Genomic DNA, 26,105 nt, shown 5'->3' on the forward strand with positions numbered 1-26,105 from the left:
CGCGCCGCCGCCTTCGCGAACCGCACCGCACCCGCGACACCGTCCCGGTCGGTCAGCGCGACCGCGTCCATCCCCCGCTCCGCCGCGCGCTCCGCGAGCCGCTCCGAATGCGAGGCGCCGTACCTGAGCGAGTACCCGGAGACCACGCGCAGATGCGTAAACGCGCGCATACCGCACACCCCACCGCACTCATCTCCCCTCGCGGGTTTCGCTGAAGTGCGGAGGGTGACGATGGGGGTACTGGAGACGCCTCAAGCGATCGACCGAGGGACCTGCACCCCCATTTCCCCTCAGGGATGAATAATTCGATAAATCAACATCTTGAGCTCCATCGAAAGATTGGATGGATGAAAGTGTCGGATTTCTATTGCGATGAAGCGTTGTCGGGGAAGGCGCCGATCAAGGTGGTGGAGGAAACCGACGCGGTACTGGCCTTCGAGCACACCCGCCCGAGCTATCCGGTCCACATCGTGGTGGTTCCCAAGAGGCACATCCCGTCGGTGGTGAATCTCGGGGACGGCGGTGAAGATCTCCTCTTGGATATCCTGCGAGTGGTGCGTCGAGTTGCCGCACAGGTTCAGGAAGAGCACGGGGCCGCCTGCATTGTGACGAATGAGGGCGACTACCAGGAGTCGAAGCATATGCACTGGCATGTGCTGTTCCGGGGCGAGTTGCCCGAAGGGCGGGTCTGATCACGGGCTACCCGGCGGAGTCGCTTCCTGCGGTGATCTTCAAGGCACGTGAAGCCATGGGTCGGGTTCGCTATGTCCCGTGCCGCAGAGCGGAACGGTGGTGCGCCGTTTCTCGGGCGTCTCTGTGTATGCCGGACGTGGTCCGGGGTCACGGATTCCTCCGGGCCGGTCTCTGGACGTACAACCGTGATCTGCGCCTGATGAGGTGTCCGCTGTCCTCCAGTGAGCTGAGGGCGAGGCGTACCGCGTGGCGCGTCACGCCGAACCGCCGCTGTATCGTCGCTTGGGTGGGAATGCTTCCGCCGGCCCGCCAGGACCCGTCCGCTATTTTGGTGATGAGGGCTTTCCTGAGGTATTCGAAGTCCGGTATCTCCAGTTCGGCTGTCAGCCAGGTTTCCCATCGTCCCGGCTGGACGCAGACCCGGAGGGTGTCACCGGTGAGGGGATTTTCGGGGTCTAGTGCGACGATGCCTCTGCCGGGCACCATGAGCAGAAGGCCGTCCGCCTGTGCTTTCTGGGCGGCTTTCCGGAAGGTGCCCCTGCTTATTCCTGTCTCGCGTGATAGGCGGCTGAGTGTCGGAATCAGGTGGTACGGCTTGCATGTGCCGTCCGTGATGAGGCTTCGGAGAATCTTCGCCGCCCATTCCTGGGCGGTGAGGGAATCCGGAATACGGGGATTCGATCCGCCGCGAGGGCGCAGACTCCCCGCGTCGCGCACGATTTTCCGGATTCTTCCGAAGGAGCATCCGAGATGGTCGCTGATTCCTCTCAGGGTTGCCCCGTCCGCGTAGGCGGCACGGACCGCGGTCCGGAATCTCTCGCCCCGGGTTCCCGTGAGCCGGGCTCCTTTCGCGGGTGTGTGGACGCCTTCCAGGTGTTTCTGCCACTGCGGAGCCGCACTGCTGTGGCCGATGGTGTTCACGGCGTTTTCTTCCTCGCGGCGGCCGGTGTCGGCGAGCTGGCGGGAGGCCGTGTGCGGGAGTTCACCGGGGTGGTGGGCGGGCGGCGTGGTCACGGCGTCCGGCCGCCGGTTTCCTGAGTCCGGTTCCCGATCGGCCATGTCGCTCGCTCGCCCGTGCGGAGGTGCACCTCGATCGTGTCGCCCTGGGGGAAGTCGTCGGGGTCGGTGACGACGACGCCGCGTCCGGAGACGATGAGGAGGAGACGGTCCGCCGCGATTTTCCGGGCGGCCTTGTTGAACGTCGTCCTGCCGATTCCGGTCTGGCCTTCGAGGTGTTCCATCGACGGGAGCAGGTGATGGGTCGGGTAGGTGCCGTCGGCGATGCGGTCGCGGAGAAACTTCTCCGCCCTTTCCATGCGCGTGGTGGATGACGGGCTGCGGAGCCCGCCACGTCCCCGCAGCGTCACCTTCTCCTCGGTGAGGGTTGTGCGCACGTTCCCGTACGACCGCCCGATGTGCTCGGCGATCTGGCGGATGCTCCCTCCGGACCGGTAGGACGCGCAGAGGGCCGCACGGAATCTTTTACGGTCGGCGCCCTTCATCCAGCGGCCCTTTTCGGGTACGGGAATTCCTTCCAGGTGTTTCTGCCACTCGGGGACGGAGTGCTGTTCGGCGGGATTGCGCTGGGTGTTCAACGGGGTTCCTCGGCAGGGGAAGGCGGGTGGTGGGAGGGGCGGTGGCGCCCGGGGCCTCGTGGCGGTCGGGGCGGCTGGAGGAGGTCCGGGGACGGGGACGGGGACTGCGCGATGGCGAGGGGCGCGGGCCCCGGCGGTGTGCCGGTCTCCGCCGCTGACGGCTGCGGCGGGACGGCACATGGCCGGGCCGGGCGGTGGCTCTGCGCGGGGTCGGGGGTGGTTCGGTCAGGTGGGGTCCGGGCGGTGGAAGCGTTCCTTCCAGGTGGCCGGGTTGGTGATCTCGGCGCGGGTGGGGATCAGGGTGTCGTCGGCCCAGACCTGGTTGAATCTGTCGGTGCCGATGGCGTCGATGACGCTGGTCACGCACTGTTGCCCGTTGTTGAGGAAGGACCTGGCGGCGGCGTACTCGGGGGACTCGGCGACCGCCCGGTAGCGCAGGGAGGCACGTGAGGGCGGGGTGATGCCGGTGTTCTCCTCGGGCCCGAGGAGTCTTTGGGTGATCTGTCCGTCGGCCCAGTAGGCGTGGCCTTCGATGAGGCTGCGGTGGGCGAGGTGCTCGATTCCCCGGGCGCGTGGGAACAGGGTGCGCATGTGCTGCCACGTCTGTGGGTCGCTGGCCCGGTACTGGGCGAGGTGGGTGGCTTCGTGCGCCAGAATCCGGTGCAGGGACCGCTGGTCGGTGAGCCAGCCGGACTCCCGCAGGGCTGCGGGCATGATGACGAGCTCCGCCTGCCCGGGGGTGACGTCGATGATCTGGCCGCCGGTCAGGAACCAGGTCTGCTTGCGGGCGCGCCGCTCGGTGCGCCGGGTGAGGACCGCGGCGCGTATGTCGTCACGGGTGACGGCGGGGAGGTCGCGTATCTCGCTGTGGTAGAGGCGGCGTTCGCGGCGGCGGCTGAGCCGCCGCCAGGCACGCAGGGACACGAGGCGGATCACCACCGGGTCGGGCAGCGGCAGGCCGGTGACCGTCTCGACGAGGGGGAGGACTTCTTCGCCGATGGCGGTGAGCTGCGCGGTGAGGCCGTCGTGGCGGCGGCTGGCCTCGTTGTGGATGTGCAGGGCGGTCATGGGGATGGGTCGGCTTTCTCGGGCGGGAGTTGAGGAGGGGGGCGGATGCCGGTCGGGGAACTGCCGGTGCCGGTCGCCGCGCTGCACCGGCGGCGGGCCTTCGGTGATCGGCCGGTGTTCAGGTGGGCGGCCTTGCGGCGGCAGGCACGCGCCGCGTCGGCGTGGTCCCGGCGGTGGCGGGCGTTGCCCTGGGCGGTGAGGGTGAGGGCCCTCCAGGGGGCGGCCTTGCGGGCGGTGAACCGGACGGCGGTTGCGGTGAGGCGGGTGCGGGCTGTGCCGTGCCCGCCGGTGTGGGGGCGGGCGGAGCGGGGGAGGCGGTCGCGTTCGCCTTCATGCCTGCGGGGACAGGGCGCGGGGCGGGGGTGGCGGGCCGGTGCGGCACTGGTCTCCCGGCGGGTCCGGCCACGACGAGGCGGCGTCCTTCCCGGCGCAGCCGCCCTTCGTCCTTGAGCCGCCGGACCGCCGCGCAGGCGATGGTGGGGGAGACGTCGAGCTCGGCGGCCAGTGCCCGGTAGGGCGGCAGGGGGGTGGCGGGCGGGTACGTTCCGTTGTCGAGCCTGCGGCGTATCGCCGCCGTGGCGTACGCCGACCAGGTCGCATAGCCCGCGGGGAGCCCGGTCCGGGGGCCGTTGCCGCCGGCGGCGCCCAGTACTCCCTCGCGGGAGAGCATGAGCCGCAGGGCTTCGGGTGAGCGTCCGGTACGGCGGCTGATCTCGGCGACGCTCACGCCGGACAGGTAGGCGAGACGGACCGCCGCGCGGACCACGGGGTCGGCCGCCTGCTCCTTGAGCGGCCTTGGCCAGCTGGCGGGCAGGGCGTCCAGGGCCCGCCGCCAGTCGGAGGGTTGTGTGCCGGGGGGTAGGGCCGCCGCGGCGGTGCGGGCCCCTGCCCGGGTGTTCTCTTCCATGTGGTCCTGCCCCTTCTTCTTCGTTCTGTGGAGGGGCGGTCAGTGGTGGCCGGCCGGGGAGGCGGCGAGGCGGCGGGCCCAGGTGTCGGGGGCGGCGATCTCCTCGTCGGTGGGCAGCAGGGAGGTGTCCGTCCAGACGCGGTTGACCGCGGCGGTGCCGTACATGTCGACGGTCGTGGTGATCAGCTGGGCGCCCTGTTCGTAGAAGGCGAGGCGTGGGCCGAGGCGGCTGGCGCCGGGGAGGGCGGCGTGGAGGCGGAAGCGCCAGGACCGTCTCGCGTCGCGGGTGTGGTCCACCGGTGTGCCGTAGAGGCGGGTGGTGATCCGGTGGTCGGCCCAGGTGGCGTGCCCTTCGAGGACCGTGATGCCCCCGGTGCGGCTGCTGAGTCCACGCCGTTCGAGGAAGAGGGATTCCCATACGAGCCGGCCGCGCGCGGCGAACTGGGCGTGGTGGACCAGCTCGTGGACGGTCATCCGGGTCAGGTACCGCTCGTCGGCGAGGAATCCCGCGTGGTGGAGAGTGCGGGGCGCCGTTACGGTCTCGACCTGGCCGTCGGCGGCCTCCATGGTCACTGCGGCCACCAGGGGCCAGGTCAGGACCGGGACGAAGCCGGCGGCCTTGACGGCGTTGCGCGCCTGGACGGCTTCCTTGGGCGTCAGCTCCAGATCGGCGATGTCCCGGGCCAGGACGCGGACGAATTTCTGCCGGACGGCCGTACGCCACTGTTTCGGTGTGAGCAGCCGGAAGCGGACCTGCGCCGGGAGCGCGAGGCCGGTCGTCTCGTGCACGAGCGGTGCCACGGAGTGCAGGACGGTGGTGAACTGCTCGCGCAGGCCGGGGTGGCGGCGGGTCTCGTCGAGCACGGTGAAGCGGGTCACAGGATTCCTGTCGGATGAGTGGATTCGGAAGGGAAACGAGGTTCGGGGAAGAAGCAGGGGCGTGCGTGAAGAAGCGGGGCCGGGCCGCGCCGTGCGCAGGCGTGCGCCGACTCGGCGGCACGCGTCGGGTGGCGGGGGTGAACGGTCCCGGGGTTCGGCGGGGGCCGGGTTCGTGCCGACCACGACGAGGCGGCGGCCCTCCCGGCGCAGGCGCCCCTCGTCCCGGAGCTGCCGGACCACCTTGTAGACCACGCCGGGCTCCACGCCCAGTTCCCGGGCCAGGACCCGGTACGGCGGCAGGGGCCATTCGGCGCGGTAGGTGCCGTCCGCGAGCCGCCGTCGCACCACGCCTTTCACGTGGGCCGCCCAGCTCCGGCAGCCCGGCGGCAGCCTGGTGTGGCGCCCGCGGGCACCGCACGCGTGGAGCACGCCTTCGCGTGAGAGCATCCCGCGGACGGCTCTGAGGGAGCGGCCGGTGCGGCGGCGGATCTCGGCGACGGGCGCACCGGCTTCGTAGGCGCGGCGGACAGCGGCGCGCGCCACCGGGTCGGCCGTCTGGTCCTTGAGCGATCTCGGCCAGGTCCGCGGCAGGGACTCCAGTTCCCGGCGCCAGTCGGGAGGCCCTGGTGCGGGGATGGTCATGTCCGGTTCCAGGCGAGGCGGATGCCGTGGTGGCGCAGGGCGTTGACGGCCTGGGCGGCTTCGGAGAGCGCGTCGAGGGGAGTGGTGCCGTAGGCGATCCGCCGTACGGCGTCGGCCCGCCATCCGTAGGGCAGGGCCGCGAGACGGGTGGCGAGGTCGGCGCCGAGCGTGCGGTCCTCTTCGCGGTAGCCGCCGTGTTCGTGGTGCGGGACGGGGGAGGGCGGGTGGTGGCCGGCGGCCGTCTGGCGGCGGGCGTACTGGAGCACGCCGTGGAAGGGGACGCACCCGGGGCCTTCCGCGAGGGAGGGCCGCTGCGGGCTTCCCGGCGGGGGCAGGATCTGTTCGTAACGGCCGCTGAGCGCGGCGGCCTGCCAGTCGGGCGGGAGCCCGGTCAGGACGCCGAGCCAGAATTCGGCGGCCTGCCCGTGGGTGAGCCTGCGGCCGTCGCGGGGCCCCGGTCCCCAGAGGCGGGTGACCTCCGTGACTTCCCGCAGGAACGTCCGGACGCCTGCCTCGTCGAGGACGGGAACCGACCCGGAGCGGCCGATGAGGCGGTGGACGGTCGCCAGGTCGCCCTCGGGCAGGGCATCGAGGATGCGGGGGCGGGCACGCAGTTCGTCCCAGGTCAGGAGGGCCGCGTCGTGGGCCGCCTGCGCGGCCTCGTCCGTACCGCCTCCGGAGCCTTGCGCGTGGGCGGTGAGGGTCTTGAGCGCCTGGTCGATCTCTACGGTCCGGCCGGGGTCGGTGCTCAGGGCGGGGTCGAGGAGAGGGGAGCAGACGCCGGGGTGGTCGGCGGCCAGGGAGCACGCCGGGGTGTGCGGGCAGAAGGGCAGGACGTGCACGGACAGGAGGCCGGCGGGCCGGCCGGTCCAGGACGTCCAGGTCGGCCAGCCGGGCCGGCCCCCCGTCCAGGCGGTGTCCCGCAGGACACCCCAGTGCGGGCCGTGGCCGTGCGCGGCGGTCCGGCACTGGACGGACGACCTGAGCAGACCGCCGGGCGTGCCCGGACCGGGGGCGGGGATCAGGCGGGGTTCGACGCGGATACGGGCTCCGCAGGTCAGCGGCTTCGCCGGTGGCATCATCGGATGCTCCTGTCGTAGGGGGCCGGCTCCAGGCGGGCGACGCCTCCGTAGAGGTCTGTCGGCAGCGGACATGCGGGAGCAGAGGCGGGGGTGGGGCGCCACAGGGGGCAGGAGACGATGCCGGGTTCCAGCAGGCTCAGTCCGTCGTGGAACGCGGCGATCCGCTCGGGGCTGCGCAGGGCGTACGGGATCGCGCCGGTCGCGTCGTAACAGGCTTGCGCCACACGCAGGCCGGGGCTGGTGTCGGTGGCGTCGCAGTGCACCAGGTAGCTGCCGTCGGGCAGGGCGGCCGTCAGCTGGCGGACGGCGGTGAACGCCTCGTCGTCGTCCGGGAGGTGGCCCAGGACGCTGGTGAGGACGAGGGCGACGGGCCGGGACTGGTCGAGGACGCGTCGGGACCGGTCCAGGAGCCGGGCGCCGTCGCGGAGGTCGGCGAGGAAGCAGCCGACCGCGCCCTCGGGGGTGCTGTGGTGCAGGTTGCGCAGGTGGGTGACGACGTGCGGGTCGTGGTCGGCGTACACGACCCGGGCGTCCGGGGCGATCCGCTGCGCGACCTCGTGGGTGTTCACCTCACCCGGCAGGCCGGGGCCGACGTCGAGGAACTGGCGCACCCCGCACTCCCCGGCGAGGTGGGTGACGGCGCGCTGTGTGAACTCCCGGGAGGCACGGGCGATGGCCGTGAGCTGCGGGGCGATCTCCCGGCACAGCTCCCCGGTCACCCGGTCGACCTCGTAGAAGTCCTTGCCGCCGGCCCAGTAGTTCCAGGTCCGCGCGGAGGAGGGGACCGCCGAGTCGATGCCCGGCGTCGTGTCACGCGGCACGGTCCGCCCCTTCCCGCCCGCCCGGGAGCAAGGGCGCGGCCCGCAAACGGGCCTGGTCGAGGACGTGCAGCCCCTGAGGTCCCCAGACCGGCAGATCGTCTTTTTCGAGCGGGGCGAGGACACGGCCGAGCACACGCTGCGTCAGCACGAACTCCCGCGCGAGAGAGGCCAGTTGGGGGAGGGGGCCGGGTGTGTGGGTGCTGGCCGCGAGGTTCCGCGGGACGGTCTGCCGGAGCTGGCCGGCCCGCCGGGACGCGGTACCGGGCAGCGGCCAGTACGCCGTACGCCCCCCGACGGTGACCGCGGCGACGAGGCCGGGGACACGGCCGGGGGCGGTCACGACGGTCCCGTACGACGGGACGCCGAGGCCGTCGGCCGGTGTCCTGACGGTGGGCAGCGTGCTGCCCACCGGGCAGCGGACGTCCGTGGGCCGCTCGTGCGGGAGGGTGGTCACCGTTTCGAGCCCGGGGCCGGCCCGTCGCCGTCCCGCGCGGCCGGGGGGAATGTTCCTCATCCGGCTGCCTCGCCGCCGGGGAGGACAGCGCGGACGGTCTTGCCGATCCCGTCCGCGCGCGGGAACCAGGTCAGCCGTACGTCGAGGCGGGCGAGCCGGCGCATGCCCCGGCCGCTCCCGGCTCTGCTCTCCTGGTCGAAGTGGGGGAAGGCGGGGTTGTGGTCGGTGACGTCGAGGACGAGTTCCCCGGTCTCGGTGACCGCCGCCCGCAGCAGCAGGTGGCGCTGCGGGGGAACCGTTCCGGGCAGGCCGTGGCGGACGGCGTTGGAGGCCAGATGCGCGGCCACCTCGCCGGCCCGCACGTCGGAGCCGTTCCAGCCGAGCGAGGAACAGACTCCGCGCGTCCATTCCCGGCTCGTCCCCACCGCGGCCAGGTCGCCGGGGAGTTCGGCCTGAAGACTCTCCACCACCGGCGTGTCCTCGGCCGGCCGGGGCTGGGGCGCCGGGTTCTGGCCGGCCGACAACAGGGGCAGCGCCCGGTAGACCAGGCCCGCCAGGGAGACGTTGCCGAGTTTCCTGCGGGCGTGCCTCACCAGGTTCTCCACCTGCGACAACGGCACCCGCAGCTCGGCGGCGTGTTCCTTGAGGGTGCGGCCGTCGGCCAGCGCCCGCAGCATCGCGAGGAGATCGGCGGGCAGCCAGCCGGGGTCGTCGGGTTCGGGGGCCTCGAGGCAGCCGCGGGTGTACGCGCGGTACACCAGCTCCGGCTGCCGCCCTTTCACCCGCCCTTCGGGGACGTCCAGTTTCTGTGCGGCTGCGGACCACAACGGCCCCAGCCCGTTGTGGGGGAGCGGCAGTTGTTCCTGGACCAGGCGGGCCGCGATGTCCCCGCACCGCAGCCCCTCCGCCGCCAGCGCGAGCGCCCGCTCCTCCGGCGGGGTGAGCACGGGAGTGTTCACCGGCTCTCCTCCCGGCTGGTGCGGATCTCGGCGGAAGTCGGCAGGCCGTACTGCCGGGCCCGTGTGATCACGTGCGCGGGCGTCGCCGCCCCGAGCGCCCTCTCCAGGGCCTTGAGCTCGCCGACGGCTTCCTGGCGCCGGCAGTGCAGCGCGGCGGCGATCTGGTCGGGGGTGAGGCCCCTGGCCAGCAGAGGGATCAGTTCCCGCTGCCCGTCGGGGAGGTCGACGCGGCCGGTGAGACGGGCGGGGCGGGGCAGGAGCCCGGTCGCGTAGGCGGTCTCCACGGCGGCCGGACGCGCCCAGATGCCTTTCCCCGAACCGGTCGTCTTGCGCAGAGCCTGTGCGAGGTGGATGCGTATCACGCCCGGCGTGACGCCGAGGTCCCGCGCGATCGACCCCGTCGTGCTGCCCTCGGCGATGAGCCGGAGCACCTGCGCGGGCCTGGGGCTGAGGCCCTCGACAGCGCGGTTGCCCCGCGGCGCGAGCTGGGTTCCCGCCGTCTTCAGCGCACGCTGGACGAACCCGTACGAGCGCCCGCACTCGTCCATCAGGGCCCGTATGGAGGGCGTGCTGCTCGTTTCGTATCTCCGTTTCAGCTCCGCCCCGCACGCCTCCCTCTCCTTCTCGGAGAGCGGGATGTGCGGGGGCGGCCACTCGAATGGCGTCGCGTCTTGCGTCACGTCAGCAGATCGTTTCTGTGCAGGGGTCCGGATACACCGGCACGCCGGGATGCTCGCGGCGTGCCGGACGACAAGGAGGAGGGGGTGGCCCCGCCGCCGCACCAGGGGAGGTGAGCGGCCCGGCGGCGGGGCCCGGGGAGCCGTGCACGGCGGACGGTTGTCCACGGGGGTGCCGTGCACGGGAGGTCAGCGAGGGCGGTGGTCAGGCGGTGGTCAGCCAGCGGCGCCGTTCGACGTCGGTGACCTGTCTTTCCTGGTGGTCGAGTTCGAGTTCGGCGAGGCGGGTGAGGTGCCCGACGACCGCGGGGCCGAACGCCTCGTGGGCGAGCGGGCTGTCCTGGAAGTCCGCGAGGGCGTCGGTGAGGGTCGGGGGAAGGGGACGGCAGCCGTCCGTCGCCCGGTAGGCGTTGCCGTTCTGCGGCGGCCCGGGATCGAGCTGGTGCTCGATGCCGTGGGTGATCGCGGCGAGGGCGGCGGCGAGGGCGAGGTAGGGGTTGGCGTCCGCGCCGGGGACACGGACCTCCAGGCGGCGCAGGCCCAGCCGCCGCCCGCCCACGACCCGGACCGCGCAGGTCCGGTTGTCGAACCCCCACGTGAAGGCGGTCGGCGCGAACGAACCAGGCGTGAAGCGTTTGTAGGAGTTGGTGTTCGGGGCGTAGAGCGGCGCGAGGTGGGGGAGCGCGGTGAGCAGCCCGCCGATGGCGTGGCGTCCGGTCTCGGTGAGGGCTCCGTCGAATCCGGACAGCGCGCTGGTGTTCCTGGACCACAGGGAGAGGTGGAGGTGCATGCCGTTGGCGTGGCCGGTCTCGGGCGCCGCCATGAACGTCGGCGCGAGGCCGGCGCGGGCTCCGAGCGCGCGGGCGGCGTGCTTGAGCATCAGGTGCTGGTCGCAGGCGGCGAGCGCGGCGCCGTAACGGAAGGTGATCTCGGACTGACCGGGCCCGGCCTCCGTCTTGATCGCCTCCACCGGCAGTCCCGCGCCCTTCAGCGCGCGGTGCAGATGGCGGAAGAAGCGGTCGGAGACGGGGTCGTAGTCGAGGGCGTAGTCGAGGTTGCCCGCCGCCACCGGACGCAGGTCCCGGAACCCGCCCTCCTCCAGTGCCGTATAGGTGCCCCGGTAGAGGGAGAACTCGGTCTCGATGCCCACCATGGGATACAGGCCGTGCTGCGCCAGGCGGACCAGCTGGCGGCGCAGGATCTCCCGGGGCGCGACCTCCACCCGTCTCCCGTCGGGCGCCGTCGCGTCCCCCATGACCAGCGCGGTACGCGCCTCCCACGGCACGATCCGTATCGCCGTCAGGTCCGGCTTCACCGACAGATCCTGGTACCCCTGCTCCCACGAGGTCAGCGCGAAACCGTCCGCCGCGCTCATCGCGACATCGGTGGCCAGGACGTAGGAACACATCCCGCTGGAGTGCTGCGCGACCCGGCGGCAGAAATGCTCCGCGTCGTACCGCTTCCCCTTCAGCCGCCCCTGGAGATCGGGAACCGCCAGCAGCACCGTGTCGACGTACCCGCCCGCGACCCACTCATCACTCAGCTCGGCGATCTTCAGCGTGGCTGTGGCCTGCTGCTCCTGCGTCGTCTCGTGCCCGAACACCTGACCCGACCCGGCCCCGGTCTCAGCCGCGGCCCTGTCCGCACGCGTGGTCGTCGCCATGTCAGACCACCTCGTCCTCGAACGCGGCAGCCGAACCGTCTTTGTGAACGGGGACCGTGTACGTACTGCCCTGCCGGTGCCACCAGGCCCACGCCAGCAGGAGAACGACGAGCAGCGCGATGGGCGCGTAGTTGAAGGTGTCGACGGAGATGGCGTTGGTCTGGGGGAGGCAGAACAGGAGCGTCACGAAGACGACCCAGATCACCGCGACCACGCCGACGATCAGGCCCCAGCTCCCGAGGTTCCACGGTCCGGGGCGGAAGCGGTGACGGTTCTTGACGCGCAGGAAGATGGGGATCGCGTAGGCGGGGGTGATGCCGATGACGTTGATGCTGGTGATCGCCGCGTACGCGACCGGGCTGTAGAGGCTGGGCAGGGCGAGGAGCGCGGCGCAGACCACGGCGAGCGCGACGGCCTTGCGTGGGGTTCCGGTGTGGGTGTCGACCTGCCGCCACTGGGCGGAGCCGGGGAGGGCGCCGTCGCGGGAGAACGCGAACACCATGCGGGAGGCGGCGGCGGTCTCGGCGTTGCCGCAGCAGAGCTGGGCGACGATCACGACCAGGAGCAGCAGCTTTGCTCCCGTGAGGCCGAGGGCGTCGAGGAAGATCTGAGCCGGAGGAACCCCGGTCGCGGTGCCGACGGTGCCCGCGTAGTCCTGGATCGCGAAGGTCAGCCCGGCCAGGAGGACGAACCCGGCGAGCCAGGACCAGCCGATCGCGTGGATGATGCCGCGCGAGGCGGAGACCTGGGCGTCGGTGGTCTCCTCGCTGAGGTGGGCGGAGGCGTCGTAGCCGCAGAACGTGTACTGGGCGAGCAGCAGGCCCAGGAGGGCGACGTAGACGGGGCTGGTCCAGCCTGTGTTGTTGACGAACTCCCCGAACACGAAGTCGGCCGGCTGGTGGTGGGAGGGGACGACGGCGAGGGCGCCGACGATGACGAGGACGCCGGCGGCGTGCCACCAGACGCTGATGCTGTTGAGGATGCTCACCAGGCGTACGCCGAACCAGTTCAGGGTGAGGTGCAGGGCGAGGATGCACAGGAAGATCACCATGATCTTCCCCGGGGTGGGTGTGATCCCCCACTGGAGGTTGAGGAAGGCGCCGGTGAACAGGGCGGCGCCGTAGTCGATCCCGGCGATCGCGCCCAGCAGGCCCAGCAAATTCAACCAGCCGGTGTACCAGCCCCACTTCCGGCCGCCGAGCTGCTCGGCCTGGTAGTACAGGGCGCCCGAGGTCGGGTACGCGGAGGTGACCTCGGCGAGTCCGGCGCCGACGAACATCACCATGGCGCCGACCGCGACCCAGCCCCACAGCATGACGGCGGGTCCGCCGGTGTTCAGGCCGAACCCGTACAGGGTCATACACCCGGACAGCACGCTGATCACGGAGAAGCTGACCGCGAAGTTCCCGAAGGGACCCATCCGCCGCGCGAGGACGGGCTGGTAGCCCAGCTCCCGCAAGTACTCCTCGTCGGGTTTCCGGGGGACCGCACGATGGTCCCGACTCACATGAGCCACGGGTAAGCCTCCACAACGTAGGTAAGTGAGAAAACGGACAGGTTCATGCCATACGGGGGCCGGGCGGGAAGTCACGGACGGACCCCGGCCCCCGACGGCCGGGAGGAGAAGGATTCGGTGCGCGCCCGCAGCAGCAGGGCCTCACCGGGATCGGCCTGCGAGGAACCGGTGTAGACCGACGCCCACGGCTCACGGGCCGCGTACGGCTCCAGCGCCCCGAATACCTCCGCGGCCTCCACCAGCCGGCCCCCGGCCCACAGTGCGTACGCGAGCAGACTCAGGTCCGCCACCGACCGCTCCACGGGCGGGACTTGACGGAACCAGCGGTGGAAAGCGTCCAGCGTGCAGGAGAGCATCGACCTGTCCTCCCAGTAGAACCGCCACGCCCGGTTCGTGACCCCACGCCGCTTGCGCTCCACATACGCGTGGGCGGGAAGCAGCAACAGCGGGGACGCTGCGGGCCGTTGGGTGGTGACGTACCGGCCGAAGTCGTGCACCGCCGCCAGCGAGGACCAGACCGGGCAGTCCCGCGCGAGCAGGAACTGCACCACCCGGTGATACGCCTCCCGGTTGAACGGATCACACCGCTCCACCTCCCCCAGCAGCCCCCACGGACCACTCGGAAACCCCTCACCGGACACCACCCGGTGCTCCTCCCGCACCTGCCCGGCATCGAGCTGCGCCAGCGCGAGCAGACACACCCACCCCACCGGATCACTTGGTCCTCGACGCACCGCCTCCCACACCGCCGTGCGCGCCCGCACCTCCAGCGTCAACGCCTGCGGATGCCCCCGCCGCCGCGCCCGCAACGCCCGCTCGACGGCCACCCGCGCACACATCAGCCACGCGTCGTAACACCCCGGCTCCTCACCCAGCCACACCCCCACCACGTCCGACCCCGCCGCCGCGACCGCCAGCACCTGCGTCCGCGACGTCCGTAACGCCCACCCCTCCCCCGTCACCCGCAGCAGATCCCGCGCCGCCCGCCAGTGCCCCGCCCGCAACTCCACCAAGGCCACCCGCAGTTCGTCGTCATGACCGGCCGGGTGATACACGAGACGCGTCATGACCCCTCCCCGAAACGGGAGTTCCCGGTGTCCCGGATGCCGGAGAGCGGGACCTCGACCCAGACGCCGTTCCCTTCGGAGAAGGCCCACCGCCCGCCCAGGTCCCGCACCACGGCGTCCACCAGAACCAGCCCCCGCCCCCTCTCCGCCAGAAGACCCCCGACACCCCGCGCCGGCGCGGACGGACACCCGTCACGCACCTCCAGCCGCACCCACCCGCCCGAACACCGCCCCCACAGCACCACCGGATCGGCCTCGCCGTACAGGATCGAATTGGTGACCAACTCCGACACCACCAACTCCAGTTCATCGACCACCGCACCCCCTCCCTCACAACCGCGCGTCACCCACTCACGCGCACTGCGCCGCACCTCCGGGACGTACCGGCGCTCAGCCGGAACCTCCATCTCGAACTCCTCGGCCGACACCCCCTCCGCATCCCGCCGACGCACCTCCGACAGACCGACCAGACGAGCACAGAGCGCCAACGACCTCCCCAGCACATGACCCGTCGCCCCCGACGGCCCCACGGACGCCCTCATCGCCGACCCACCTCGACCACCGCGACGAACGCCAAGTGCGTCCCGAACCAGGCCAGTTGCTCCATGAAATCGCATCGGACCGCGCCGGCGTCGAGGTCGGACAGGACCACGACGCCCTCGGCCCGCCCGGACCTGACCTGCTGCCGCACGAGTCCCCACCCCGGACGGGCCACGCAAGTGCGCCAAGTCTCGTCGTCCGTGTACCGGGGCCCGGCGCGCCATCCCCGCTCCTCCGCGAAGGCCGTCACCGTCGCCAGCGACTGTTCCGGAGCGTAGAAGCACACGCGCGGAACTCTGCCGTTCGCCGCAACCCGGGCGAGGGTCGACTTCTGGAGCGTCCGGAGCACGGCATCGACGTGCTCTCGGTTCACCCCGGTCCGGTTCCGGTGGGGAGTTGCGCTGTGACGCATCGCTGAGCCTCGGCTTCGTGGAGGGTGCGGGAGGCAGCCGTCGTCCACGGCAAGACAGCGTGGATGACGGCGAGTTCGGGAGGCGGGGAGCGCCTGCCGGAACATCAGGATGGCAGCGAGCAGGGCGCCCTGGAAGCTTAAACAGAGAATTCTGATGTACTGTTTTGTTAGCAAAACCCATACTCAAGGAAACAGGTTGAAGCAATATCGCGAACGTTCCTCGGCTGAGTGAAATGCGCGTTGCGTGAGTCGAACGTTCGCCGTCAGACTGTGGATGACCATGCAGGAGGATGCAGTGATGTTCGACTCCGCGATGCCGGCTCTTGAGTCAGCGACGCCTACGCTGTGCCGACTCCAGCTCAGCAACGAGCTGCGCCAACTTCGGCTCAGGGCTGGGAAGAAGGGCGCCGAGGTCTGCCGCGCGCTCGCGTGGCCGCCGTCGAAGCTGACCCGGCTAGAGACCGCGGACAACGGGACCGTCGAACCCTCGGACGTGATCGCCCTGTGCCTGATCTACGGCGCGACGCCGGAGGAACAGAGCACGCTCGTCGGGTACGCGAAAGTCACCAAGACCAAGAAGGACTGGTGGCAGGTCCAGGGCATCCGCGATGTCGTCCCGCCTAGTTTCAAAGCGTTCCTCGGGCTTGAGGCCACGGCTGAGGAACTGGAGAACTACGAGAGTGAATACGTCCCCGGCCTGCTCCAGACCGACGCGTACATCCGTGCCATCCACGAACAGGCGCACACTGGGCTGCCCATCGAGCAGATCGAAAAGCTCGTTGCGGTCCGCATCACGCGCCAGGACGTCCTGCACCGGGAGATGGGTGCGCTGGAGTTCACCGCAATCGTCAACGAAGCGGTACTTCGACGGAAGGTCGGCAGTGCTGAGGTCATGAAGGAACAACTCCTTCACATGGCTGACCTCGCCTCTTCCGTCCCCAATGTCAAGATCCAGGTCGTGCCGTTCGCGCTCGGGGTTCACCCAGGTATGAACGGCCCTTTCATGGTCCTGAAGTTCGGAGCGCTCGCCCTCAAACCGATCGCGTACCTCGAAAACCTCAGCAGTGCGGGTGTCTCGCGGCGTGATGACGACGTGAAGAAGTACAGGCAGGCGTTCAGCGATCTCCAGGCCCTCGCTCCGGGCTACAAGGAGTCCCTGAGCATGATCTATGCAGCAAGCAAGGAGTTTTGATGCCTATCCGAGCCGATGACCTGAACGTCGACTGGTTCTCGTCCAGCTACAGCAACAACCAGGGCGGCGCGTGCGTCCAGGGCGGAAGGATAACCGGCGCGACGGCCCTCGACTGGTTCTCGTCGAGCTACAGCAACGACCAGGGCGGCGAGTGCGTCCAGGGCGCGAGGATCACCAGCGCCATGGCCGTCCGCGACTCCAAGCTCCCCCACGGCCCCGCGTTCGTCGTCCCCGCCACGCCGTGGACCTCCTTCATCAGCGCCGTGAGTGAGGGAGAGCTCAGCTAGCCACGGCCGACAGGCACCGAAAGCGGTCCGTCTCCTCCCACAAGGGGAAACGGACCGCTTCGCGCGTTCCGCCATGTCGAGACCGATGAGCATCGTGTCCCGTGACGTACGGCTATCCCCTTGTCATGCCCAGGTACCCGGTACCCGGACGTCTCGCGCGAGGCCATCAAAGGAACCATGAGGAAGATCATGGAGGAGAGGAAAGACAAGTGAGCACCCCCGACCTCAAGGCCGACCTGTACGCCGTTGACCTGACTCAGGCCATATAGCGCAAGTCCCCCGCCAGCAGCGGAGGCGAGCAGTGTGTCGAGATCACCGACCTTCCGGAGGGAGGTATCGCGATCCGGGATTCCAAGAACCTGCTGAAGGAACCACTGCGCTACTCCGCAGACGAATGGGCCGCATTCCGGCAGGGCGTCATCGCCGGGGCGCTGTAGGGCGTCACTGGGTGGTCCTCTGCCGGGGAACGGAGGATCACCCAGTCACGAAGTCCGGCTTGTGCTCCCTGAGGCAAGCCCGCGGAGGATTGACGCCCGCAGGAGCAACGACGCCCAGTGCAGGACTGGGAGCATCACCTTTGTGACCGCTGCCTCTTGGTGCGGTGTTACTACAGAGAGGGCATCCGATGACCGGTAGGCGTATGTGCTCGGTCCCTGAGCTCACGGAAGCCGGCGCGGTCTGGCGCAAGTCGTCTTACTCCAACGGCTCCGGGAACAACTGCCTTGAAGCCGCCGCCTTCCTCGCCATGGTCGGCATCCGCGACTCAAAGACCCCCGAAGGAGCCGCGCTTGTCTTTCCTCGGTCGTCATGGACGGCCTTCGTGGACAGTGCGAGGGCGGGCGAACTCGCTGGGCGTGCCTGACCTGCTGGGCTGACTGCCCGAGCCAGTCGGTGAATTGGCAGGTGGCCGAGGAGACGCGGAGTCCTCGACCACCGTGCTGGACGGCGAACTGCGTAGGCCGGCCTTGAGCTTGCTCCGCAATCGTCCGCCGTGCAGGTCGGTGGGTACGGCTACTGGGATCTCCGGGCTACGACTGCGCGAGTACGCCGGTCACGGGGCCGTGGGTGTTGGGCTTGCACTGACCGGCTGTCGTGAGACATGGTCGGTCATTTGGTCTGCGCCGACGGTAAGGGCTGCGTTGCCGCCCGGTGAGGTAGGCCCAGCACGTGCCGCAACTGGGCGTGTGGCTGGGCGCGAGTTCATGATTCGCGAGCTGGACGGCGGCACGGTTTGCAAGAGCCGACCCGATCTGAATGATCTGTTCTGGTTGTGACGTACGGGACAGCCGACGGCGGGATGCCGCGTCCGTGTTCTGCTTTCTCCTCGACCGTCCTCGTGGGTGAAGCGGTCGAGGGCGGCGTGCGGGCGGTGTCAGAGCAGTCCGAGGTGGTCGAGGCCGCGGTAGGCCAGTTCGACGTCCGTCATCAGTCCGGCGCGCATGATCTCTTTGAAGCGGTCGAGAGCGACCAGTTCGACGGTGACGAATTCCGCGGGGTCCAGTGCCTGTTCGGCCACCTGCGTGCAGTCTCGTGCCACGTAGCCGTAGCGCCTGGCGGTGGAGCCGGCATCGTCCCAGCAGGAGCCGGCCAGTTCGACGGAGCCTTTGTAGCCGGTCTCTTCCAGGAGTTCCCGGGCCGCGGCGGTTGCCGGGTCCTCGCCGGGCTCGATGAAGCCGCCCGGCAGCTCGTAGAGGATCTCGTCGGGTCCGGGCCGGTACTGCCGGGCGATGACGACCTTCGTGTCGGGAGTCAGCGCGAGCACGGCGGCGGCCGAGGGTTCCTGGCGGACCAGCTTGTCGTGCACGCTTCCGTCCGGGAGACGGAAGGTCACCCGGTCCAGGGAGCGTCCCTCCACGCCGATCACCGTGGTGCGCGCGGTCTCTACCCAGCGTTCGGTCATGCTGTTCCTGCCTTCGTGCTCGATTCCTGACCGGGTGTGCCGGGTCAGGAGGACTGTCGGTGGTGTCGGCCGTGTCTGCCCGCTATGCCGCGTGGCGGCCGGCCGCTCTGTACTGGTCGAGGAAGTCCCGCACGGACGGCTCGGCCCTGCGCGGTGCGAGGTCGGCGACGACCTGGTTGACATAGTCCTGGGCGCGATTGGACTCGACGCCTGCGAGGATTCCCAGCGCGCGGCGGGCGGTCGCCAGGCCCTGGTCGAGGTCGTCGTTCTGCAGATACGCGCGTGCGGTGTTGGCGAGCCGGATTCCGGTGGCTCTGGTGTAGCGGCCGGGGGACATGGGATCGGCCTGCGCGCTCCAGGCCAGCGCGGGCTTCGGACGGCCCAGGTCCCGGAAGATCTCGGTCGCGTCCGACGCGAGACGCGAGTGCTGGTAGTAGGAGAGCCACGTGGGGTCTCGCCCGTCGTCGCGGGCCGAGGCCAGGAGGTCCTCCGCCGCGCGCAGGGCGCGCACGGCGGAGGATGCGTCACCGGCCTTGCCATGGGCGCGGGCCTCGGCGAGTTTCGCGAAACTGAGCACGCGGGGGGCCGCGACGCGCCGGGCGTGGGCGTAAGCCCCCTGGGCCATGTCGACGCCCTCGCTGGGAAACCCTCTGATCAGCGACTGCAACGCCATCGTCGTCAGGACGTAGCAGCCGGTCTCGGCGTCCCCGCCGGCCTTGGCCATGCGCAGGGCCTGGATGAAATGCCGCTGGGCGATGCCGTGATGCCCTCTGTCGAAGGCGCTCCACCCGGCCAGCCGACCCAGCTCGGCGGTCACGGCGAAGAGCCGGCGGCCCACGGCGTCGGTGTAGGTGCCGGCGAGCAACGGGGCGGCCCGCCGGTCCAGACAGTCGTCGAGCGAAAGAAGCTTCCAGCTCCCTCCGCCGTAACGCGCGTCCCACTGCCGGGCCTCCTCGGCGGCCTCGCGCAGCTCATCGACGTCGGCCTGCCCGACGCGCCGACCCCCTGCGACGGTCTCGACCGGGTCGCCGGGGCTGATGAGCCAGCGGGTCAGCGGGGTGGTGAAGTGAGAGATCGCGAAGGTCGCGCCGCCGGAGATGAGAGTTCTGCGGTTCACAACACCCCAGTATTCGGCCGCGGAACGCACCGCGGCACCGGTGTCCCGGGCGAAACCGAGCCCGGTACCGGCATGTGCCGTACCCGGGGCCGCCATACGGATGTCGGTCAGGTCCACCCGCCGGCCCAGTCGTTCGGTGAGGAGTCTGGCGATCAGCGCGGGGACCGGCGGGTCAGGGACCATCCCCCTGTCCGTCCAGTTGGTCCAGCTCGTATTGGTGTAGGCGCGCGGGTGGCCGGCCTGCTTGCACATCCCGTTCAAGGTGTGGGCCAAAGAGTTCTTGGTGGCGCCGGACTCCCTCACGAGTCGCGAGAGGGCTTCGTTCGGAGTCCTGGGGCGGCGTTGCGTCTTCCCCACGTGCGTCCCCCTTTCGGGTGATCACGCTCGGTGTCCTGTTGTTGACGGGGCGTCCGACCCTACGGCAGACAGCCCACGCCCGTAAGGACGTTGAGATGTGTGAGCCCCCCTTGTGAGTATCCCGGCTCCCGCTCCGAGCGGGTTGTCTGGATACAGGAGCGCGGCAGCCGCCTACGGCGAAGGAGACGGCTGTGTCCGAAGCCCCCGCCGGGCAGTTCCCGTTCCAGGATCTGATGACGCCCCGCACGGTCCGCGCACCCGCCGACGCCAACCGGCGTTGGTGACCCTCACGGTCCCGAGGCCCCAAGACGCGCCCTCTGTCGGACGGCCTTCGGCGTCCGGACGACAGCGGCACCTGAACGACATCCCGAGAGCCCCGAGAGAGAAGGAAGTTCCGCGTGTTCATCGACATCCCGAGCGAACTCGAAGCCTCTCTGATCGGCCTTCCTCTTCCGGCGTGGAAGCTGGACGGCTCGTTCCTGGCGGAGTCCACCATGGAGCGGTACCGGACCGAGCTGACGGCCGCCCCGCGGTTCGAGGAGACCGCCGTGAGGCTGCGTCACGCGCTGACCGGGGAGGGCGGCGGATACGCCGTCCTGCGCCTGGGGAGCCTCGCGAAGGTACTGGGGACCGGCGACGACCGGTTCCTGCGTCTGGTGACGGGCTTCGCGGCCGAGGCGGCAGTCCCCTTCTCGCCCTTCCCACTGTGGCCCCTGTGGAAGGACATCGGGGTCAAGGTCGACAAGGACCCCGGCAGGGCCAGCGGCATCGGGTACAACGCGTTCCACATGGACCTGGTGAACGCAACCTTGCCCCCGGACTACACCACGCTCCTGTGCGTGCGCCACGACCCGCTCGGCGGCGGTCTCAGTATCCTTTCCGACGCGCACGCCGCCGTGGCGCGGCTCTCGGAGGACAGCCGTACTCTGCTGGCCGAGACGGCCTACCACTACGGGAACTTCTTCGACCTGTTCGGCGTGGGCGAGGAGTACACGCCGTTCCCGATCCTGGACGGGGCCGACCGAGGCGAAGGGCTCGTCCGGTTCACCGCCAAGATGCTGGAGCGGTCCCAGCTCGGCCAGGCGCACGCCGACGCCGCCAGGGAACTCGCTGAGGAACTCGTGCGGGGCCAGCTCTCCTTCATGCTCCAGCCCGGGGACTACCTCATCGTGAACCAGCACCGCTTCCTGCACGGCCGCAAGGCACTCCACACCGGCCAGGAGACCCTCCCGGTCGCCGACCGACGGCTGCTCCTCCAGTTGTTCCTGCGCGCCCCGGCCGGCGACGGCTCCGCCACGTGACCGGCCGACGGCACCGGTGACCCACCAAGCCCCGCACACGAGTCCCGCCCCCGAACACACGCCACCACCGCGGGGCGGAGCCCGGTCGGGCATCCCAGGAAACGGCCGCGCACAGGGTTCCCCGGGCTCATCCTCCGCCCTAGATACGCGAGTTGCGCAGCGACTGCCACGCGGCGCCGGCCAGCGCCCGCGTCGCCCGCGGGACCGACAACTGCTCGTGCTCGCGGTACAGGGCCCAGTTGTACTGCACGAGGGACAACTTGTTGGAGGACAGCGATCCCGCCCGCTGGGCCCGGTACACCGCGAGTGGCTCGGGCAGGCCCCGAGCGTCAGCCCCGTCCCGCATGATCGACAGCCAGAGAGCGTAGTCCTGGCGCTTGCGCATCTCCGGCATCAGCCTCGTGCCCAGGACATTGCGGTCGTACATGGCGGTGAGGGCACCGATGTGGTCCTGGACCAGCATCGCGCGGTAGTCCACCTGCTCCAGCGCACGGATCACCCGCCCGTTCGGGACCCAGTCGGTGCTCTCGCCCTCGTGGCCGGCGTCCATCTTGAAGTACGAGGTGAACGTCAAAGGCGCGTCGCCTTCCGCAGCGAAAGCGAGCTGCTTCTCGGTCTTCTGCGGAAGCCACATGTCGTCGCTGTCGAGAAAAGCGACGTAGTCCCCGCGGGCCCGCTCCATCGCGAGGTTGCGGGCCCGGCCCGCACCGCCCCGTTCAGGCGCCCGCTCCGGCAGGACACGCTCGTCCTGCTCGGCGAACTCGCGCAGCAGGTCCATGGAGCCGTCGGAGGAATGGTCGTCGGTGACCAGCAGCTCCAGGTCACCGTGGGTCTGCGTGAGCACCGACCGGACCGCCGCGCCCAACGTCACTGCCGAGTTGTGGACGGGCATCACGACAGACACCAGAGGCACAGCGCTACTCCTTGCCAGACCAGGAACGACGGTCCATTCAAACACCGCGATCGAGCAGGAGCCGCCATGCAGACAGTCGTCGCCGGTCAGGGCTACGTAGGACTTCCCCTGGCCGTACGCGCTGCCGAGACGGGACACCGCGTCATCGGCTACGACGTGGACCCGCACCGCGTCCAGCAGCTCGCCGCCGGCCAGTCCTACGTGAGGGACGTGGACTCCTCGCGGCTGCGCGAAGTGCTGGATTCCGGGGCCTACTCCGCGACCGCCGATGCCGCCGCGCTGGCCGGCTTCGACATCGCGGTGATCACCGTACCGACCCCGCTGCGCGACGGCGTGCCCGACCTGACCCACATCGAGTCCTGCGCCCGGACGCTGGGCGCGCACCTTCGCCGCGGCGCGACGGTGGTCCTGGAGTCCACGACCTATCCCGGCACCACCGAGGAACTGCTCCTGCCGATCCTGGAAGAGATATCTGGCCTCAAGGGCGGGACGGACTTCCTGGCCGGATTCAGTCCCGAGCGGATCGGCAACAAGCGCTGGTCGTTCGACGGGACGCCGAAATTGGTGTCGGGAATCGACGCCAAGTCACTCGACGTGATCAAGAGCTTCTACGACGGCATCTTCCGGACCACGGTACCGGTGTCCGGGACGAAGGTCGCCGAGCTGGCCAAACTGATCGAGAACACCTTCCGCTTCGTCAACATCTCCATGATCAACGAGATGGCGATGCTGGCCGCCTCCCTCGGCGTGAACATCTGGGAGGCCATCGACGCCGCCGCGACCAAGCCCTTCGGTTTCACACGGTTCACCCCGGGCCCGGGGGTCGGAGGACACTGCCTGCCCGTCGACCCGATGTTCCTCTCGTGGAAGGCCCAGCAGGAGCTCGGCGTCCCCTTCCGGTTCGTGGAACTCGCCGCCGACGTGAACCGGCACATGCCCGACTACGTCGTCCGGCGCCTCGTGGAGGCACTCGACAAACGTGGCACACCCGTCAGCGGATCTCGGATTCTCCTGCTCGGCCTGACCTACAAGTACAACGCCACCGACCTTCGCAATTCTCCCTCGGCACGTGTCGCCGAACTTCTCATCGGCCTCGGCGCCGAAGTCCGCGGTGCCGAACCCAACATTCCGGACGGCGACAACATCAAGCTGAACGTGCTCCGGGTCGATGCGACACCCGACCAGGTAACGGCCGCTGATGCAGTGGTTCTTCTCATGGACCACCCGCGATTCGACCTTCCGATGGTCGAGAAAAACGCATCCTATGTTCTCGACTGCCGAAACCGACTCTCCGGATCGAACGTCGAGACCCTTTAGATTTCGGAATCCCCGGTCTGTGGCCATCCTTGATCATCGGGAGTTGCCTTGCGCGACGAATGGGAACACGCCCACACCGACTACACCAGGCCCGTGCGACGTCGAATTCCTGCCTCGCTCGCCGAAAGCGAGGCGGACTGGCGCCACTACCTGGAACACTCGACCCCCAACGGGTGGTTGATACAGCACAACGCGATGACCGAAGCACTCGTCAGCGGAAAGCCGATCTACCTGCTGCACACCACCAAGGCCATCGACGCCATCCGCACCAGCCGCCAGTTGCACGCCTCCACCGGATGCCTGGTCGCAGCCCTGTACTGCTCGCCTCTCGTCAGACAGCACGAAGGACTGCGCCCCCACAACCTCGGCGCCTACCTGATGCGGACGAAGCCCTCCACCACACCCATCGTCTTCGAGGTCGTCCCGGACGCCCCGATCCGGCCCAAGGGCATCGACTACCTCCATCTCGGCGCCATCCACCTGCGTACCTACGAGCGCTACCGGAGCTTCCTGACCCCCACCGAGAACGACCAGCTCGACGACACGGTACTGACCGGGCTGCGCGCCACGGCCGCGTTCTTCGACGTCACCCTGCGCAATGCCTCCGGCCATCCCACTCCGGCCCCCGAGTTCATCGACCAGCTGTCCGACGCCGTGACCCACGTACCCTTCCTCGGCTACCTGTACTTCGAGGTTCTGTCCGAATACCTGATGCTCCACTCCGTCACCCCGGAGACCAAGACGTACGCCCAAGCCGGAGAGCTCAACAACTGGCTCGGCAAACGACTCGCCTTCGCCGCCGTGGACGGCATGGACCGGCTGTTCGACCTGGCCCGTTTCAACCCGCGCCATCACCGGCTCGTCCAGCTCGTCGAAGGCATAGAACCGGCTCTGGGCCCGGGAGCCGCCGAGTATGTCCGGCGACGCCTGTCCCACCTGTTCGCCCGGACCGCACTGCACCCGTCCCAGGACGCAGCGGCAGTCACATTCCTGGGGGCTGACCTCAGCACGCTCCGAAACGTCGCACCCGGACTGATCGGCCAAATGATCTTCCGCGAGATCCGGTACATGCCGCGCTATCAGCAGCTCTACCACTGCTTCGAGAAAGCCAAGGCTCTCGATGCATGGGACTACTGGAACAGTGAGGGAATACCCACCCCTTTCAACGGAATCCTCCCCAAGGGAGAGATAGGGATAAATCCCGTCTACCCCAGATCGTCAGTCAGGGCATGGGCGGCAGAAAAGGACAGCAGGGGCTACCTGCATCCGGCCGAGGAAGTCACGGCCGTCTTCACACCACACCTGGCGTCGTGGTGGGCACCGCCTCGTCAGCGTGGGAGGCGGAACGCCGACACGGATTCGCCGGTCGAGCCGGCCCTGAGAGCCCGATCCCCGATTCCCACCCAACGGTCGTCCGTCGACGAGGTCTCCGCGTGACCTCCAAACTCCTGAAAATCTTGACCGGCATCAACCGCCCCTCCGCACCGTCGTCCGGGAGCATGACCCTCGTCGGCGATCTCTACAGAGCGATGCCTGACGTCCACACGACCTTCCTGGGCAGGGCGCCGGTCGACCAGACTTGGAAGACCTCGTTCGATCATCTGATCACTCTCTCCACGACGAAGCGCCCTCAAGGCCCCGACTTCACCCCGTACGTCGGTGAGCTGACGAACGAGGTCGGTGCGTTCGTCGAGGAGATCCAGCCGAACGCCATTCACGCCCAGTACCTCGGATTCGCTCTCAGCCTGGCTTTCACCCGAACTGCCGGCAACGTCCCGATCATCGCCATCGCCCACGGCCCCGACGTGATGGCGGCCGAACGCAGCGCATCGGAACACGAGACCATGAAGGAAGTTGCCGCCGCGAGTGCCGCGATCGTCACCCCGACCTCCGCCCTCGCCGACCGCATCGACCATCTCACCGGACGCCGGTTCACCGATCGGCTCACCGTCATCCCATGGGGCATCCCTCTAGACCACGCCCGAGTGCGCAGCCGCCTGCCCACCGCCACAGAACCTCTGTCTCTCGTACACGCCGGCCGCCTGGACGACAACAAATCCACCATCACCGCCGTCGAAGCGCTCTCTTTGACCCGCCGGCCGCATCATTTGGCCGTGATCGGCCAAGGACCCCTACGAGAGCATCTCGAACAGAGGACCATCGAACTCGGACTGCGCGACCGGGTCCACTTCGAACCGTTCCTGCCCCGCGCCGAACTATGGCGCCGCCTGCCGAACTTTGACGCCTTCGTCTTCACAACCAGGGCTCTGGAAGCTTTCGGACTCGTCCTCATCGAGGCCCAAGCCCATGGCCTCTCGGTCATCTACTCCGACCTTCCCGGTGTCAGGGAAATCCTCGGGGGCACCGGAGTTCCCTACACTCCCGGCGACCCACGCTCGCTGGCCATAGCCCTGGACGAGATAGGGCGAGACTTCCAGCGGCGCGACACCCTCATCAAGGCGGCCCTCGACAACGCCCGCCGATACGACGTCACCGACACCGGCCGCCGGCTTCGCGAATTGACGCTCCGCATCACCTCCTGACCTCGGTACTTCGAGACCGGCTCGGGACTGGCGAAGTTCCACGATCAAGTGCCGCGTGCTCCCACTTCACCTCGACCGCGACGACTTGCCTCCCCCTGCGCGGCTGCCTCGCCCCGAAGTCCGCGACCGCGCAGGTGAAGTCACCGCATGCTCGTGGCCACCGACCAGACCCACGGGCCAGCGCCACCACGATCGACTCCAGC

Annotated in this window: 27 protein-coding genes and 2 pseudogenes; 9 read left to right on the forward strand and 20 right to left on the reverse strand. The window is 69.6% G+C overall.

Annotated elements, in window-relative coordinates; all coding sequences use genetic code 11:
• Nucleotides 1–170: PHP domain-containing protein (locus tag ABZX85_RS48420; RefSeq protein WP_355884844.1), on the reverse strand; the 170-nt coding region annotated here is incomplete at its 3' end.
• 177 nt (nucleotides 171–347) lie between these two features.
• Here ABZX85_RS48420 and ABZX85_RS48425 point away from each other — a divergent pair.
• The gene (locus ABZX85_RS48425) at nucleotides 348–692 is read left to right on the forward strand and encodes an HIT domain-containing protein (protein WP_355884756.1); all 345 of its coding nucleotides are present in this window, start codon (nucleotides 348–350) and stop codon (nucleotides 690–692) included.
• Between the two features lie 148 nt (nucleotides 693–840).
• Here ABZX85_RS48425 and ABZX85_RS48430 read toward each other — a convergent pair whose 3' ends face one another.
• From ABZX85_RS48430 to ABZX85_RS48505, 16 genes and pseudogenes are all read right to left on the reverse strand, one after another.
• Nucleotides 841–1,752 carry a GntR family transcriptional regulator gene (locus ABZX85_RS48430; protein ID WP_355884758.1) on the reverse strand — a complete coding sequence of 304 codons (912 nt, stop codon included), beginning with the start codon at nucleotides 1,750–1,752 and terminating at the stop codon, nucleotides 841–843.
• Nucleotides 1,704–2,009 carry a GntR family transcriptional regulator gene (locus tag ABZX85_RS48435; protein ID WP_355884845.1) on the reverse strand — a complete coding sequence of 102 codons (306 nt, stop codon included), beginning with the start codon at nucleotides 2,007–2,009 and terminating at the stop codon, nucleotides 1,704–1,706. The genes ABZX85_RS48430 and ABZX85_RS48435 overlap by 49 nt, the downstream gene beginning before the upstream one ends.
• Before the next feature lie 27 nt (nucleotides 2,010–2,036).
• Nucleotides 2,037–2,195, reverse strand: a pseudogene (locus ABZX85_RS48440) (helix-turn-helix domain-containing protein); the annotation flags it as partial.
• Nucleotides 2,196–2,513: 318 nt separating this feature from the next.
• Nucleotides 2,514–3,356 (reverse strand): zinc-dependent metalloprotease, encoded by an 843-nt coding sequence (locus ABZX85_RS48445; protein WP_355884760.1) that lies wholly within the window; start codon nucleotides 3,354–3,356, stop codon nucleotides 2,514–2,516.
• Nucleotides 3,357–3,474: 118 nt separating this feature from the next.
• Nucleotides 3,475–4,263, reverse strand: coding sequence for a GntR family transcriptional regulator (locus tag ABZX85_RS48450; protein ID WP_355884762.1), 789 nt, complete (start codon nucleotides 4,261–4,263; stop codon nucleotides 3,475–3,477).
• A gap of 39 nt (nucleotides 4,264–4,302) precedes the next feature.
• Entirely contained in the window at nucleotides 4,303–5,784 is a 1,482-nt protein-coding gene (locus tag ABZX85_RS48455) for a zinc-dependent metalloprotease (RefSeq protein ID WP_355884764.1), read from the reverse strand.
• Nucleotides 5,781–6,866 (reverse strand): hypothetical protein, encoded by a 1,086-nt coding sequence (locus tag ABZX85_RS48460; protein WP_355884766.1) that lies wholly within the window; start codon nucleotides 6,864–6,866, stop codon nucleotides 5,781–5,783. Before ABZX85_RS48460 ends, ABZX85_RS48455 begins: the two co-directional genes overlap by 4 nt.
• The gene (locus ABZX85_RS48465; RefSeq protein WP_355884768.1) at nucleotides 6,863–7,687 is read right to left on the reverse strand and encodes an SAM-dependent methyltransferase; all 825 of its coding nucleotides are present in this window, start codon (nucleotides 7,685–7,687) and stop codon (nucleotides 6,863–6,865) included. Before ABZX85_RS48465 ends, ABZX85_RS48460 begins: the two co-directional genes overlap by 4 nt.
• On the reverse strand, nucleotides 7,677–8,201 hold the full coding sequence (locus tag ABZX85_RS48470; RefSeq protein WP_355884770.1) for a hypothetical protein: 525 nt from the start codon (nucleotides 8,199–8,201) through the stop codon (nucleotides 7,677–7,679). Before ABZX85_RS48470 ends, ABZX85_RS48465 begins: the two co-directional genes overlap by 11 nt.
• Nucleotides 8,198–9,100 (reverse strand): hypothetical protein, encoded by a 903-nt coding sequence (locus tag ABZX85_RS48475; protein WP_355884772.1) that lies wholly within the window; start codon nucleotides 9,098–9,100, stop codon nucleotides 8,198–8,200. The genes ABZX85_RS48470 and ABZX85_RS48475 overlap by 4 nt, the downstream gene beginning before the upstream one ends.
• The gene (locus ABZX85_RS48480; RefSeq protein ID WP_355884774.1) at nucleotides 9,097–9,780 is read right to left on the reverse strand and encodes a helix-turn-helix domain-containing protein; all 684 of its coding nucleotides are present in this window, start codon (nucleotides 9,778–9,780) and stop codon (nucleotides 9,097–9,099) included. Before ABZX85_RS48480 ends, ABZX85_RS48475 begins: the two co-directional genes overlap by 4 nt.
• Nucleotides 9,781–9,982: 202 nt before the next feature.
• On the reverse strand, nucleotides 9,983–11,440 hold the full coding sequence (locus ABZX85_RS48485) for a glutamine synthetase family protein (RefSeq protein WP_355884776.1): 1,458 nt from the start codon (nucleotides 11,438–11,440) through the stop codon (nucleotides 9,983–9,985).
• A 1-nt stretch (nucleotide 11,441) separates the two neighbouring features.
• Complete coding sequence (locus tag ABZX85_RS48490; RefSeq protein ID WP_355884778.1) at nucleotides 11,442–12,956, reverse strand: amino acid permease; 1,515 nt, start codon at nucleotides 12,954–12,956, stop codon at nucleotides 11,442–11,444.
• 71 nt (nucleotides 12,957–13,027) lie between these two features.
• Nucleotides 13,028–14,023 carry a hypothetical protein gene (locus tag ABZX85_RS48495; RefSeq protein ID WP_355884780.1) on the reverse strand — a complete coding sequence of 332 codons (996 nt, stop codon included), beginning with the start codon at nucleotides 14,021–14,023 and terminating at the stop codon, nucleotides 13,028–13,030.
• Complete coding sequence (locus ABZX85_RS48500) at nucleotides 14,020–14,565, reverse strand: ATP-binding protein (protein WP_355884782.1); 546 nt, start codon at nucleotides 14,563–14,565, stop codon at nucleotides 14,020–14,022. Before ABZX85_RS48500 ends, ABZX85_RS48495 begins: the two co-directional genes overlap by 4 nt.
• Complete coding sequence (locus ABZX85_RS48505) at nucleotides 14,562–14,849, reverse strand: hypothetical protein (protein WP_355884784.1); 288 nt, start codon at nucleotides 14,847–14,849, stop codon at nucleotides 14,562–14,564. The genes ABZX85_RS48500 and ABZX85_RS48505 overlap by 4 nt, the downstream gene beginning before the upstream one ends.
• A 400-nt stretch (nucleotides 14,850–15,249) precedes the next feature.
• Here ABZX85_RS48505 and ABZX85_RS48510 point away from each other — a divergent pair, with 400 nt between their 5' ends.
• The 4 genes and pseudogenes from ABZX85_RS48510 (at nucleotide 15,250) to ABZX85_RS48525 (ending at nucleotide 17,316) form a co-directional block, all read left to right on the forward strand.
• The gene (locus ABZX85_RS48510; RefSeq protein ID WP_355884786.1) at nucleotides 15,250–16,167 is read left to right on the forward strand and encodes a helix-turn-helix transcriptional regulator; all 918 of its coding nucleotides are present in this window, start codon (nucleotides 15,250–15,252) and stop codon (nucleotides 16,165–16,167) included.
• On the forward strand, nucleotides 16,167–16,454 hold the full coding sequence (locus tag ABZX85_RS48515; protein WP_355884788.1) for a DUF397 domain-containing protein: 288 nt from the start codon (nucleotides 16,167–16,169) through the stop codon (nucleotides 16,452–16,454). Before ABZX85_RS48510 ends, ABZX85_RS48515 begins: the two co-directional genes overlap by 1 nt.
• 281 nt (nucleotides 16,455–16,735) lie before the next feature.
• A pseudogene (locus tag ABZX85_RS48520) lies at nucleotides 16,736–16,891 on the forward strand (DUF397 domain-containing protein); the annotation flags it as partial.
• A gap of 203 nt (nucleotides 16,892–17,094) precedes the next feature.
• Nucleotides 17,095–17,316 (forward strand): DUF397 domain-containing protein, encoded by a 222-nt coding sequence (locus ABZX85_RS48525; protein WP_355884846.1) that lies wholly within the window; start codon nucleotides 17,095–17,097, stop codon nucleotides 17,314–17,316.
• Nucleotides 17,317–17,826: 510 nt separating this feature from the next.
• Here the strand turns inward: ABZX85_RS48525 and ABZX85_RS48530 are convergent.
• Complete coding sequence (locus tag ABZX85_RS48530; protein ID WP_355884790.1) at nucleotides 17,827–18,354, reverse strand: NUDIX hydrolase; 528 nt, start codon at nucleotides 18,352–18,354, stop codon at nucleotides 17,827–17,829.
• Between the two features lie 82 nt (nucleotides 18,355–18,436).
• The gene (locus ABZX85_RS48535) at nucleotides 18,437–19,723 is read right to left on the reverse strand and encodes a sporulation protein (RefSeq protein ID WP_355884792.1); all 1,287 of its coding nucleotides are present in this window, start codon (nucleotides 19,721–19,723) and stop codon (nucleotides 18,437–18,439) included.
• A 503-nt stretch (nucleotides 19,724–20,226) separates the two neighbouring features.
• Here ABZX85_RS48535 and ABZX85_RS48540 point away from each other — a divergent pair.
• A complete protein-coding gene (locus ABZX85_RS48540) occupies nucleotides 20,227–21,129 on the forward strand; it encodes a TauD/TfdA family dioxygenase (protein WP_355884794.1) in 903 nt (300 codons plus the stop codon).
• A gap of 139 nt (nucleotides 21,130–21,268) precedes the next feature.
• Here the strand turns inward: ABZX85_RS48540 and ABZX85_RS48545 are convergent, their stop codons facing one another.
• The gene (locus ABZX85_RS48545; protein WP_355884796.1) at nucleotides 21,269–22,042 is read right to left on the reverse strand and encodes a glycosyltransferase family 2 protein; all 774 of its coding nucleotides are present in this window, start codon (nucleotides 22,040–22,042) and stop codon (nucleotides 21,269–21,271) included.
• Between the two features lie 66 nt (nucleotides 22,043–22,108).
• Between ABZX85_RS48545 and ABZX85_RS48550 the strand changes: the two genes are divergently transcribed.
• The 3 genes from ABZX85_RS48550 to ABZX85_RS48560 are packed head-to-tail and all read left to right on the forward strand — an operon-like array spanning nucleotide 22,109 to nucleotide 25,902.
• Nucleotides 22,109–23,359 (forward strand): nucleotide sugar dehydrogenase, encoded by a 1,251-nt coding sequence (locus ABZX85_RS48550; RefSeq protein WP_355884798.1) that lies wholly within the window; start codon nucleotides 22,109–22,111, stop codon nucleotides 23,357–23,359.
• Between the two features lie 48 nt (nucleotides 23,360–23,407).
• Nucleotides 23,408–24,796 carry a hypothetical protein gene (locus ABZX85_RS48555; protein WP_355884800.1) on the forward strand — a complete coding sequence of 463 codons (1,389 nt, stop codon included), beginning with the start codon at nucleotides 23,408–23,410 and terminating at the stop codon, nucleotides 24,794–24,796.
• Nucleotides 24,793–25,902, forward strand: coding sequence for a glycosyltransferase family 4 protein (locus ABZX85_RS48560; RefSeq protein WP_355884802.1), 1,110 nt, complete (start codon nucleotides 24,793–24,795; stop codon nucleotides 25,900–25,902). The genes ABZX85_RS48555 and ABZX85_RS48560 overlap by 4 nt, the downstream gene beginning before the upstream one ends.
• Nucleotides 25,903–26,105 lie beyond the last annotated feature (203 nt).

The sequence above is a fragment of the Streptomyces sp. NPDC004539 genome (genome assembly GCF_040610055.1).
Taxonomy (GTDB): domain Bacteria; phylum Actinomycetota; class Actinomycetes; order Streptomycetales; family Streptomycetaceae; genus Streptomyces.